Here is a 12867-nt window from a genome sequence, read left to right as displayed (position 1 = left end):
CCATGCCGACCCGCCAGCTGTTCCCGACCCTGTTCTACGACGCCGACGTCGCCGATGCCGCGCTGCTCGCCGATCTCGACGCCTCGTGCCGGGCGCTGGCCGAGGAGGACGTCGCCGGGAAGCGCTGGTCGAAGGCGCATGGCTATCGCGGCTACACCAGCTACGCCTCGCTCAACGATCTGCCGTTGCGCGACCCGGTGTTCGCCGATCTCAAGAAACTGCTCGACCGCCACGTCGCCGCCTTCGCCAAGGAGGCCGGGTTCGATCTCGGCGGGCGCAAGCTCAAGCTCGACAGCCTGTGGGTCAACGTCATGAAGCCGGGCGGCACGCACTCCGGGCACCTCCACCCGCACAGCGTCGTCTCCGGCACCTTCTACGTCGCGGTGCCCGAGGGGTCGGGCGCGCTCAAGCTGGAGGACCCGCGGCTGCCGATGCTGATGGCCGCGCCGCCGCGCGACGGCACGTTCGTCTATGCCGAGCCGCGCGACGGCGCGCTGTTCCTGTGGGAGAGCTGGCTGCGGCACGAGGTGATGACCAGCACCGCCAAGGCCGAGCGGATCAGCGTCAGCTTCAACTATCGTTGGTAGCGTCGGGATAATCCGCGCCGAGCGCTTCGTCGCGGAGCCCTTCGATCTCGGCGACGCGGGCGCGCAACCGCTCGGTGACCGCGTCATAGCCCCATTTGCCGAGCACCAGATGCCGCGGTGGCGTGTCGCGCGTGACCGCCGCGATCATCGCCTCGCCCGCGCGCACCGGGTCGCCGGGCTGGTTGCCCGAATAACCTTTAGTGGACGCCATCCTTGCCGCGGCGGTATCGGCATAATCGGCGATATGGCTTTCGGTCTGGCGCAGCGAGCGGCCCGCCCAGTCGGTGCGAAACGGCCCCGGCTCGATGCAGGTCACCGAAATACCGAGCGGCGCGACCTCGGCGGCGAGCGCGTCGGAGAAGCCCTCCACCGCGTGCTTCGACGCGGCATAATAGCCCGATGAGGGGAAGCCGACGAGCCCGGCGACCGAGGTGATGTTGACGATCGCACCCCGCCGGTGCGCGCGCATCCCCGGCAGCACCGCACGGGTCATCGCGAACAGGCCGAAGACATTGGCATCGAACTGCGCACGGATTTCGTGCTCCTCACCTTCCTCGATGCTCGACTGATAGCCATAGCCGGCATTGTTCACGAGCACGTCGATGCGCCCGAACTTCGCCTCGGCGTCTGCAATCGCGGCGGTGATCGCGGCGGCGTCGGTGACGTCGAGCGACAGGGCGAGCAGCCGGTCGTCCTGCCCGGCCGCAAGATCCGCCACCCGCGCCGCATCGCGCGCGGTCGCCACCACCCGCCACCCTTTCGCAAGCACCAGCTTGGCCAGTTCGCGACCGAAACCGGTCGAGCAACCGGTGATGAACCAGACCGGATCGGCAGGAAGCGTCATGCGAAATTCCATGATTGGCAGGAGTGCTGCCCCAACGCGGTGCGGTCCGACTGCGTTCCCACTGGCAATTGGCGGCCAAAAGGTCCATGTGGAGGCCTTCATGGACTTCCCGAATCTCCCCCCCGCGCTCGCCAGCGCGCTCGCAACGCGTGGTTACACCGCGCTCACCCCCGTTCAGTCCGAGGTGACCGCAGAGGTCGCGCACGGTCGCGACCTGCTCGTCTCAGCGCAGACCGGCTCCGGCAAGACCGTCGCCTTCGGCCTCGCGATGGCCGAGCAATTGCTGGGCGAGGATGGCAATCTGCCGGTCGCCGGGCCGCCGCTCGCGCTGGTGATCGCGCCGACGCGCGAATTGGCGTTGCAGGTCGCCAAGGAATTGACGTGGCTCTATGAGGGCGCGCGGATCGCGACCTGCGTCGGCGGCATGGACGCCAGCCGCGAGCGCCGCGCGCTCAACCACGGCGCGCATATCGTCGTCGGCACGCCGGGCCGCCTGCGCGACCATGCCGAGCGTGGCGCGCTGAACCTGTCGCAGATCCGCGCCGCGGTGCTCGACGAGGCGGACGAGATGCTCGACATGGGCTTCCGCGACGACCTCCAGGCGCTGCTCGACCAGACGCCGACCGAGCGCCGTACCCTGCTGTTCTCCGCGACGCTGCCGCGCCCGATCGTGGCGCTGGCCAAGGCGTATCAGCGCGACGCCCTGCGCATCTCGACGGTGAGCGAGCAGCGCGGGCACGGTGACATCACCTATCGCGCGGTGACCGTCTCGCCGTCCGAGATCGAGCATGCGGTCATCAACCTGCTGCGCTTCTACGAGGCGGAAACCGCAATACTGTTCTGCGCGACGCGCGACAACGTCCGGCACCTCCACGCCGGTCTGGTCGAGCGCGGCTTCGCGGCGGTGGCGCTGTCGGGCGAGCATTCGCAGAACGAGCGCAACCATGCGTTGCAGGCGCTCCGCGACCGCCGTGCGCGGGTGTGCGTGGCCACCGACGTCGCGGCGCGCGGGATCGACCTGCCGACGCTCAGCCTCGTCATCCACGTCGAGATGCCGCGCGATGCCGAGGTGTTGCAGCACCGTTCGGGCCGCACCGGTCGCGCGGGGAAGAAGGGCACCGCAGTGCTGATCGTCCCCTATCCGCGCCGTCGCCGTGTCGAGATGATGCTGCGTGGCGCGCGGATCGCGGCCGAATGGGGCGAGGTGCCGAGCGCCGAGGCGATCCGCGCCAAGGATCGCGAGCGGTTGCTCGAGCGGCTGCTCGCGCCGGTCGAGGTCGATGACGACGATCAGGCGCTGGCCGCCGAGCTGCTCAAGCAGCGCACGCCCGAGGAGATCGCCGCAGCGCTGGTCGCCGCGCAGCGCGCGGCGCTGCCCGCGCCCGAGGAACTCGCCGATCGTAGCGAGATGAGCGCGAACCAGCAGAAGGGGCATCGCGACGGCTTCGACGACGTGGTGTGGTTCCATATGAACGTCGGTCGGCGTCAGAATGCCGATCCGCGCTGGGTGCTGCCGCTGCTGTGTCGTCGCGGGCATGTCACCAAGGCCGAGATCGGTGCGATCCGCATCGGCGCGACCGAGACGCAGTTCCAGGTGCCGCGCGCGCTGGCGGCGCGTTTCGCGGCGGCAGTCAAGGCGTCGGCCAACGCGGACGGCGAGGACGAGAGCGGCGTGCGGATCGAGCCGATGCCGAGCGGCGCTGCCCCGATCCGCAACGCCGGCGGTCCGCCGCAGCGGCGCCACGGCGGCGGTGGTGGCGCGCCCCGCGGCGGCCCACGCCCGCGGCGGTAAAGACGGGTGTTGCGGAGCGTCTGATCGCGCTCACTGCGTCATTCCCGCAAAGGCGGGAATCCAGAACCTCGGACTGTCGTGGCTCCCAGGACGGTCTGCGCGTCTGGATTCCCGCCATCGCGGGAATGACGATCGACAAAAAGACGACGACCGTAGCCCTTCCGCTACGGTCGTCGTTTCCGTTTCGGTCCTGGATCTTACAGCCCGACCACACCGCCGTCATTCTTGGTGATCACCACCGTCGCCGCGCGGGGGCGGCCGGTACCGGTGCCGGTCGCCTGGCTTTGCGGCCAGTGCGAGGTGATGTTGGCGTAATTGCCATCTTCGCCCGGATGCTGGATGTTGATGAAGATCGAGCGCCCATCGGCGGTCGAGGTGATGCCGGTGACTTCGCACTCCTTCGGCCCGACCAGAAAGCGCTTCAGCTTCGCGCCCGGTGCCGCGCCGACGCGCGCAGTGGTGGTGGCGGTGCCCCCGGACGAGCTGGTCACCGACTTCGTGGTGCCGTCCCCGACGCGGCCCGGCATGCCGATCAGCAACATGCAGTTGGTCACATCGGTATAGGCGCCGTCGTCGGTTTCGATGAACAGCAGCGGCGAGGCTTGCCCGGCCGCGTTGGTCGGCAAGCCGAACCACAGGCCATCCGGCGATGAGAAGTCGTTGGTGTCGTCCAGCCCCGACAGGTTGACGTTGGTCTTGTCAGCGGTCGAACGCGCGCCGAACGCGTAGACGTCCCAGGTGAAGGTCAGCGACTCGGTCGAGTCGTTGGCTTCACGCAGCCGGACGATATGGCCGTTGGCATTGCCCGTCGCAGGGGCCTTGCCATCCGTGCGGGTATCGACATAGGCGCGCGGGTTGGCGGGGTCGATCGAGCGCGTGCCGCTGCTGTTGGCGACGCCGCGACGGCTGGAGTTGTTGGTCAGCGTGCAATACATCTCGCCGGTGACCGGGTTCACCGCGGTCCATTCCGGACGATCCATCGGTGTCGCGCCCAAAGCGTCGCCGGCGAGGCGCGCGTTGGCGAGCACATCGGCCTGATTGGCGAACGGATAGCGCGCGTTGTTCGCGTCCAGCCCATTCTGGCCAAACACCAGCGGCAGCCACTGACCGGAGCCGTCGGCGTTGAACTTCGCGACGTACAGCGTGCCGGTGTCGAGATATTTGTCGCCGGTCGCGAGGCGATCCGACGGGGTCGCATCCGCCGCCGCCCAAGCGGTCGCCGAGACGAACTTATAGATATATTCGTTGCGACCGTCATCCCCCATGTAGAACGCCGGCTTGACGCCCGCGACCACGCGGCCCGGCATCACGCCCTCATGCGCCATGCGGCCGAGGGCGGTGCGCTTCCGCGGGGTCGAGGCCGGATTGTACGGGTCAATCTCGACCACCCAGCCGAACGTGAACGGCTCGTTGCGGAAATCGCCGGTGCCGTCGGCCGGATTGGCTGCGATCGCCGAGGCATTCCACCGCGAGAAGATCGTGCTGGTGGCATCGGAGGCGGCGACCGTTTCCCATCCGTAACGGCTGCTGGTGCCCACGCCGTATCGCGACAGCGACGTCACCTGCTTGGCATTGCCGGCAGCGGTCCGCACCGCGGCGTCGGTCGAGGCGCGCGCGAAATAGCCCGCCCAGTTTTCCTCGCAGGTGGCGTAGGTGCCCCACGGCATGCCGCCGTTCGCGCAATTGTTGATCGTCCCGCGGCCGGTGGTGCCGTCCTTGGAATACACCGTGCGCAGCATCGCGTCGCCGCGCACCGGGCCGCTGAACGACACCGGCGTGCTGGGCGTGACGCGACGGTTCAGCGTGCTGTTCGCGACATAGCTCCATGCGCCGGTATTTCCCGCGCGGGCCACTTCGACGACCGAGACGCCGTGCGCTTCGATTTCCTTGAGGACCTCGGCCTCCGGACGGCGCGCCACGCCGTTCGCATCGGTCGTCGTCGTCGGAGCGCCGACGTGCATATAGTCCGGATTGATATATTCGTGGTTGATCGCCAGCACGCCGCGCGTGCTGTTGCTGGCATCCGGGGTGGTGCCGCTGGCGGCAAGCCCGAAATAGGTCATACCGTCATGGTTGTCGCCGGCACGCTGCGCGTAATTGGTGTCGGTCCCGTCGTTGGCGAACGCCGGAACGCCCGACGCGATCGGGTCGCCGGCGCGGTACAGCACCGACACGGTATAGCCCGACGGCACCGTCACGACGTCGTTCTTGTTCTTGGCCACCGCGGTAAAGTCGAGCGTCGCCGGATTGATGACGACCGTGGACCGCTCGGTGCTGGAGCCGCTGCCGTTGGTGGCGGTGAACGCCAGCACGACGCTGGTCGCGCTCGTGACGTTCGGCGCGACGAAGCTGACCGAGGTACCGCTGGTGGTCAGCGCGACGCTGGGGCCGCTCACCTGCGCCCAGCTGGAGCTGGTGGCGTTGCTGCTGGCGGTGGAGGTCAGCGTGACGACGCGGCCGCCCTGCGTCTGGACGGTGGCACCGTCCGACACGGTGATGATGTCGCCGTCATTGTCGTCCGATCCGCAACCGCTGAGCATCGACGCGCCGAACGCCGCGGTCGTCATCGCGCTCATCCCGCCCATCATCTGGCGGCGCGAATAGCGCTTCTCGACCAGCTCGCCGAGCGTGGTGGTGGCAGACGGATTGGCATCGACGTCGCCATCGTAATCATTGCCGATGATCAGGTCGTCGTGGCGTAAGGTGGTCATAACGTTTCCCCGAGGATAGGTTTCCCGGGTGCCTATCGCGACCTTGAAAGGCAGCGGCGTGAACGTTCGGCGACACCCACACGACAATTCGGGGTCAACTTCGTGACACATTGATCGCGCTTGACCGTCGCTCACGATCCGCTATAGGCCGCCGCGTCGCCGGTCCGCTCGCGGGCATGGCACACCGTCCGAGACAGCGGGTGGCCCCTCGGGCCTTAATTCCCCGCCGAGACGGGGACAGGATCGACGCTCCCCGCGCCGCCACGATGATCGTGCGGCCGGTCGCCCGGTCATTTTCCCCATCGCTGGACTATGCCGCCGATTGCGCATCCGCGCGGCCGGTGGTTCGTACCCGGAAGGGCTTCGTGTTTCGGCACGTCCCTTCCCAATGTGGAGAATGGCATGGATCGTAGTCAGAAGACCGCGGCCGTCGCCGAGCTCAACCGTACCTTCTCCGAGGTTGCCGTGGTGGTCGTCACCCGCAACCTGGGGATGACGGTGGCGCAGTCGACCGACTTGCGCAACCGGATGCGGGACGCCGGCGCGACCTACAAGGTCTCGAAGAACAAGCTTGCCAGAATCGCCCTCGACGGCACCGATTACGGTTCGATCAGCGACATGCTGACCGGTCCGGTCGGCCTAGCGACCTCGACCGATCCGGTCGCGGCCGCCAAGGTTGCCGCCGAGTTCGCCAAGACGACCGACAAGTTCGAGATCGTCGGCGGTGCGATGGGCGCGACCCCGCTCGACGTGGCGGGCGTGCAGGCACTGGCCACGCTGCCGTCGCTGGACGAGCTGCGTGCGAAGATCGTCGGCCTCATCGTGGCGCCTGCCACGAAGCTGGCGACCATCACCCAGGCCCCGGCCGCGCAGATCGCGCGCGTGCTGGCAGCTTATTCGGAGAAGGAAGCAGCCTGATTTCAGGCCGCCTCCGGTTGATGTTTGGATTTCGGGGCCCTGTCCCCGTTTAGATTAGGAAGTAAGATCATGGCAGACCTGAACGCGCTGGTTGACCAGCTGAGCGAACTGACCGTCCTGGAAGCAGCCGAGCTGTCGAAGCTGCTCGAAGAGAAGTGGGGCGTTTCGGCCGCTGCGGCGGTTGCGGCTCCGGCTGCTGGCGGCGGCGCTGCTGCTCCGGCCGCTGAAGAGAAGACCGAGTTCGACGTGATCCTGACCGGCGACGGTGGCAAGAAGATCAACGTCATCAAGGAAGTCCGCGCCATCACCGGCCTGGGCCTGACCGAAGCCAAGGCACTCGTCGAAGGCGCGCCGAAGCCCGTCAAGGAAGGCGTGAGCAAGGACGAGGCCGAGAAGGTCAAGAAGCAGCTGGAAGAAGCCGGCGCGACCGTCGAGCTGAAGTAAGCCGAAGTGTGAGGGGCGAGCCCCTCACACGAGGCCGGCCGACGAGCGGCCCAAGCCCGCTCGTTCGACGTCATCTGGTTCAGCGCCATGACGCGGCCGCCAGCAGAAAAGGGGCGACACCCACGCGGGTGCCGCCCCTTTTTCGTGCGCTATTTCGCGAGCGCCTTCGCGGCCACGAAGTCCGCCACCGCCTTCCCGTTCGGCGTGGAGGGCGTGATGATGTCGAAGTGATTGGCGCCGGCCGGCTCCAGCGCGTCGACCGGATCGCCGGCAGCCCGCGCCGCGGCGACATAGGGCTTGATGTACGGCGTAAGCGATCCGAGCACGATCACCTGCCGCTCACCCAGCGGAAGATGATCGGCGGGGCTGGCGATCCGGTATTCGGCCGGCTTCTCCGCGGGAGTGCCCCCCATCAGCGGCACGATCACCGGCTTGCCGCACACCTCCGCATCCGCCCCGACGAACGGCGCCAGCGTGGTCGGCCCGTCGATCACCACCACCGATACCGGACGGACGGCCTTCGGAGCGGTCCAGGGTGCGGGCAATCTGGTCCTGCTCCCCGCCCACGCCGCCAGATGCGCACCCGCCGAATGGCCGACGATCGTCAGCCGCTTCAGGTCGAGCGGATAGGTCTTCGCCAGCGTCGGCAGATAATCCATCGCCGCCGCAATATCCTGGAACGTGCCCGGCCAGCCGCCACCCGGATTGCCGAGCCGCCGGTATTCGACATTCCACACCGCGAAACCGCGCTGGCGCAGCGCCTCGGCCAGCGGCGTCATGCCCTTGACGGTGTCATATTCCTGGCTCCAGCAGCCGCCGTGGATCAGCATCGCGATGGGGAACCGCCCTTTGCCTTTCGGCAACCGGATCTCGCCCGACCGCAGATCGTCGCCGCCATATCGGACCACCGCGTCCGGGGCAGGCATCTTCGCCTGCTCGGCCCGGAGTTCCGCCATCCCCGGCGGCATCTGCGCCGCCAGCGGACTGGCCACCAGCAGCATCGCCAACGCGGTCGCCCTTGCTCTTGTCATCACCACGATCGCCCCCTCCCGTTCATGACGCGCGGAGCTTCGCCGATCGATCGACATCTGTCGAGCCCGTCCGTTTGACACGCCCCCGCCCCGCCCCTATATCCGCTCCATCACCACAGCTTCCGGGAAACGGCGCGCCTTGCGCAGCGTGTCGATCGGATTGGGAAGCCGCGGTTCAGGACGCTGAAAGCCGACGCATCTTTGCGATCGGCTTTTCTTCGTTCCACCCTGCGCCTGCATTTTGACGGCTGACGAGGCACAAGCTTTTATGGCGACCAATCCGATCGACGCGGGCTCCGCGCGGACCGAAAAGGCGGGGACGCGCAAGCGTCGCATCCGCAAGGTATTCGGCAATATCCACGAAGTGGTGCAGATGCCGAACCTGATCGAAGTCCAGCGCGAGAGCTATGAGCAGTTCCTGCGGTCCGACGCGTCGATCGGCTACGTCTCCGGGCTCGAGAAGACGCTGCGCAGCGTGTTCCCGATCCGCGACTTCGCCGGCACCGCCGAGCTGGACTTCGTCAACTACGAGCTGGAGCCGCCGAAGTTCGACGTCGAGGAATGCCGTCAGCGCGGCATCACCTATGCGGCGCCGATGCGCGTCACGCTGCGCCTGATCGTGTTCGAGGTTGATCCGGATACGGAAACCCGCTCGGTGCTCGATATCAAGGAGCAGGACGTCTACATGGGCGACATGCCGCTCATGACCGAGAACGGCACCTTCTTCATCAACGGTACCGAGCGCGTCATCGTCAGCCAGATGCACCGCTCGCCGGGCGTGCTGTTCGATCACGATCGCGGCAAGACCCATGCGTCGGGCAAGTACCTCTTCGCGGCACGCGTGATCCCGTATCGCGGCTCGTGGCTCGATTTCGAGTTCGACGCCAAGGATATCGTCAACGTCCGTATCGACCGTAAGCGCAAGCTGCCGGTCACCGCGCTGCTGTATGCGCTGGGGATGAACGGCGAGGAGATCCTCAACCACTTCTACAACCGCCTAACCTTCGTGCGCGGCGACGGCGGCTGGCAGATTCCGTTCCAGGCCGAGAACTGGCGCGGCGTGAAGCCGACCTTCGACATCGTCGACGCCAAGTCGGGCGAGGTGATCTTCGCCGCCGGCACCAAGATCACGCCGCGCGCCGCCAACAAGGCGGGCAAGGACGGCCTCGAGACGCTGCTGATCCCGACCGAGGAAATCTACGGCCGCTACAGCGCCTATGACCTCATCAACGAGGCGACCGGCGAGATATACGTCGAGGCCGGCGACGAGATCGGGCCGGAGAACTTGGAGAAGCTCGACAAGGCGGGCATCGACCGCATCGAGTTGCTCGACATCGACCATGTCGCGACGGGTCCGTGGATCCGCAACACGCTCAAGGCCGATAAGGCCGAGGAGCGTGAGCAGGCGCTGTCGGACATCTACCGCGTGATGCGCCCCGGCGAGCCGCCGACGCTGGAGACCGCGGAATCGCTGTTCGCCGGCCTGTTCTTCGATCCGGACCGCTACGACCTGTCGGCGGTGGGCCGTGTCAAGCTGAACATGCGCCTCGACCTCGACGCCGAGGACACGGTGACGACGCTGCGCACCGAGGACATCCTCGCGGTGGTCAAGACGCTGGTCGACCTCAAGGACGGCAAGGGCGAGATCGACGATATCGACAATCTCGGCAACCGCCGCGTGCGTTCGGTCGGCGAGCTGCTGGAGAACCAATATCGCGTCGGCCTGCTCCGCATGGAGCGCGCCGTGAAGGAGCGCATGTCGTCGGTCGATGTCTCGACGGTGATGCCGAACGACCTGATCAACGCGAAGCCCGCGGTGGCCGCGGTGCGCGAGTTCTTCGGTTCGTCGCAGTTGTCGCAGTTCATGGACCAGACCAACCCGCTGTCCGAAGTGACGCACAAGCGTCGCGTCTCGGCGCTCGGGCCGGGCGGCCTGACGCGTGAGCGTGCGGGCTTCGAGGTCCGCGACGTTCACCCGACCCACTACGGCCGTATCTGCCCGATCGAGACGCCGGAAGGCCCGAACATCGGTCTGATCAACTCGCTGTCGACCTTCGCGCGCGTCAACAAGTACGGCTTCATCGAGACGCCGTACCGCAAGATCGTCGACGGCAAGGTGACCAACGAGGTCGTCTATCTGTCGGCGATGGAAGAGCAGAAGCACACCGTCGCGCAGGCATCGGCGGAGCTGAACGAGGACGGTTCGTTCGCCGAGGAGCTGGTCTCCGCACGGCAGGCGGGCGAATTCCTGATGGCGCTGCCGGAAACGGTGACGCTGATGGACGTGTCGCCAAAGCAGCTCGTGTCGGTCGCGGCGTCGCTGATCCCGTTCCTCGAGAACGACGACGCCAACCGCGCACTGATGGGCTCGAACATGCAGCGTCAGGCCGTGCCGTTGGTGCGCGCCGAGGCGCCGTTCGTCGGCACCGGCATGGAAGAGACCGTGGCGCGCGATTCGGGCGCGGCGATCTCGGCCAAGCGCGCGGGCATCGTCGACCAGGTCGACGCGGCGCGTATCGTGGTGCGGGCGACCGGCGAGGTCGACTCGGCCAAGTCGGGCGTCGACATCTACACGCTGATGAAGTTCCAGCGCTCGAACCAGTCGACCTGCATCAACCAGCGTCCGCTGGTGAAGGTGGGCGACGTGGTCAACGCCGGTGACGTGATCGCCGACGGCCCGTCGACCGAGTTCGGCGAGCTGGCACTGGGCCGCAACGCGCTCGTCGCGTTCATGCCCTGGAACGGCTACAACTACGAGGACTCGATCCTCATCAGCGAGCGGATCGTGAAGGACGACGTGTTCACGTCGATCCACATCGACGAGTTCGAGGTGATGGCCCGCGATACGAAGCTTGGGCCGGAGGACATCACCCGCGACATCCCGAACGTCGGCGAGGAAGCGCTGCGCAACCTCGACGAAGCGGGCATCGTCTATGTCGGCGCCGAAGTGGAGCCGGGCGACATCCTGGTCGGCAAGATCACGCCGAAGGGCGAAAGCCCGATGACGCCGGAAGAGAAGCTGCTCCGTGCGATCTTCGGTGAAAAGGCGTCGGACGTGCGCGATACGTCGCTGCGTCTGCCGCCGGGCGTTGCCGGAACGATCGTCGACGTGCGCGTCTTCAATCGCCACGGCATCGACAAGGACGAGCGCGCGATGGCGATCGAGCGCGAAGAGATCGAGCGCCTGAAGAAGGACTCGGACGACGAACGCACGATCCTCAACCGCGCAACCTGGTCGCGTCTGCGCGAGATGCTGCTGGGTCAGGTCGCGACCGCGGCGCCGAAGGGCGTCAAGAAGGGCGTGACCATCGACATGGACGTGCTGGACAGCGTCGAACGTCACGAATGGTGGAAGTTCGCGGTGGCCGACGATGCGGTCCAGTCGAACCTCGAGGCCGTGAAGGGCCAGTATGACGAGGCGGCCAAGCGCATCCGCGACAAGTTCGAGGATCGCCGCGAGAAGCTGGAGCGCGGCGACGAGCTGCCGCCGGGCGTGCTGAAGATGGTCAAGGTGTTCGTCGCGGTGAAGCGCAAGCTGCAGCCGGGCGACAAGATGGCCGGCCGTCACGGCAACAAGGGCGTCATCAGCCGCATCCTGCCGGCCGAGGACATGCCGTTCCTCGCCGACGGGACGCCGGTCGATCTCGTGCTCAACCCGCTGGGCGTGCCGTCGCGCATGAACGTCGGGCAGATTTTCGAGACGCACCTTGGCTGGGCGGCGCGTGGGCTTGGTCAGCAGATCAAGCATGCGCTGGAAGACTGGCGCGAAGCCAACCCGGACGCCAAGGCGGGCGAGATGCCCGACGCGGTCAAGGATCGGCTCCGCACCGTCTATGGCGAGCACTATCTTGACGACATCGACTCGCGTGATGCGGGCGAGATCATCGAGCTGGCGCAGAACCTGACGCCCGGCGTCCCGATGGGCACCCCGGTGTTCGACGGCGCGGTCGAAAAGGACGTGTCGGACATGCTGGAGCTGGCCGGGCTCGATACCTCGGGTCAGTCGGACCTGTTCGACGGGCGCACCGGCGACAAGTTCGACCGCAAGGTGACGGTGGGCATCATCTACATGCTCAAGCTGCACCACCTTGTGGACGACAAGATCCACGCCCGGTCGATCGGGCCGTACTCGCTTGTCACCCAGCAGCCGCTGGGCGGTAAGGCGCAGTTCGGTGGCCAGCGCTTCGGCGAAATGGAAGTCTGGGCGCTCCAGGCCTATGGCGCGGCGTACACGCTCCAGGAAATGCTGACGGTGAAGTCCGACGACGTGGTCGGCCGCACCAAGGTCTACGAGGCGATCGTCAAGGGCGACGACACGTTCGAGGCCGGCATCCCGGAGAGCTTCAACGTGCTCGTCAAGGAAATGCGCTCGCTGGGTCTCAACGTCGACCTCAAGTCGATGGAAGAGGCCAAGGACGACGACGGCATCGCCATCGCGGCCGAGTAAGCCTGCCTCCCCCCTCTCCCCACCGGGGAGAGGGCCGGGGTGAGGGGTCGGGGTCTCATCGAGACCACCGCCTTTGGCAGCCCCTCACCCAAC

General features: G+C 67.0%; 8 protein-coding genes. 5 read left to right on the top strand and 3 right to left on the bottom strand.

Annotated elements, in window-relative coordinates:
* Positions 1 to 2: 2 nt before the first annotated feature.
* Complete coding sequence (locus tag SPHPH_RS0103575) at positions 3 to 587, top strand: TIGR02466 family protein (RefSeq protein ID WP_028965450.1); 585 nt, start codon at positions 3 to 5, stop codon at positions 585 to 587.
* On the opposite strand, the gene SPHPH_RS0103570 is transcribed toward SPHPH_RS0103575, so the two are convergent.
* Complete coding sequence (locus SPHPH_RS0103570) at positions 571 to 1431, bottom strand: oxidoreductase (protein WP_028965449.1); 861 nt, start codon at positions 1429 to 1431, stop codon at positions 571 to 573. The two genes, SPHPH_RS0103575 and SPHPH_RS0103570, sit on opposite strands and share 17 nt — an antisense overlap.
* Before the next feature lie 100 nt (positions 1432 to 1531).
* On the opposite strand from SPHPH_RS0103570, the gene SPHPH_RS0103565 reads away from it, so the two are divergent.
* Positions 1532 to 3223 (top strand): DEAD/DEAH box helicase, encoded by a 1692-nt coding sequence (locus SPHPH_RS0103565; protein ID WP_028965448.1) that lies wholly within the window; start codon positions 1532 to 1534, stop codon positions 3221 to 3223.
* A 197-nt stretch (positions 3224 to 3420) separates the two neighbouring features.
* Here the strand turns inward: SPHPH_RS0103565 and SPHPH_RS0103560 are convergent, their stop codons facing one another.
* Positions 3421 to 5934 (bottom strand): PhoX family protein, encoded by a 2514-nt coding sequence (locus SPHPH_RS0103560; RefSeq protein ID WP_037488012.1) that lies wholly within the window; start codon positions 5932 to 5934, stop codon positions 3421 to 3423.
* 402 nt (positions 5935 to 6336) lie between these two features.
* Between SPHPH_RS0103560 and rplJ the strand changes: the two genes are divergently transcribed.
* A complete protein-coding gene (gene rplJ, locus SPHPH_RS0103555; RefSeq protein ID WP_028965446.1) occupies positions 6337 to 6852 on the top strand; it encodes a 50S ribosomal protein L10 in 516 nt (171 codons plus the stop codon).
* Between the two features lie 69 nt (positions 6853 to 6921).
* On the top strand, positions 6922 to 7296 hold the full coding sequence (rplL, locus tag SPHPH_RS0103550) for a 50S ribosomal protein L7/L12 (RefSeq protein ID WP_028965445.1): 375 nt from the start codon (positions 6922 to 6924) through the stop codon (positions 7294 to 7296).
* A 149-nt stretch (positions 7297 to 7445) separates the two neighbouring features.
* On the opposite strand, the gene SPHPH_RS18850 is transcribed toward rplL, so the two are convergent.
* Positions 7446 to 8327: an alpha/beta hydrolase gene (locus SPHPH_RS18850; RefSeq protein ID WP_162143912.1), complete on the bottom strand. Its 882-nt coding sequence runs from the start codon at positions 8325 to 8327 to the stop codon at positions 7446 to 7448.
* 268 nt (positions 8328 to 8595) lie between these two features.
* On the opposite strand from SPHPH_RS18850, the gene rpoB reads away from it, so the two are divergent.
* Positions 8596 to 12774 (top strand): DNA-directed RNA polymerase subunit beta, encoded by a 4179-nt coding sequence (gene rpoB / locus SPHPH_RS0103540; protein ID WP_028965444.1) that lies wholly within the window; start codon positions 8596 to 8598, stop codon positions 12772 to 12774.
* The last annotated feature ends 93 nt before the right edge of the window (positions 12775 to 12867 follow it).

Source organism: Sphingomonas phyllosphaerae FA2 (assembly GCF_000427645.1).
GTDB lineage: Bacteria > Pseudomonadota > Alphaproteobacteria > Sphingomonadales > Sphingomonadaceae > Sphingomonas > Sphingomonas phyllosphaerae.
Note: the sequence above shows the minus strand (reverse complement) of the source record. Positions and strands in the feature narration are given on the sequence as shown.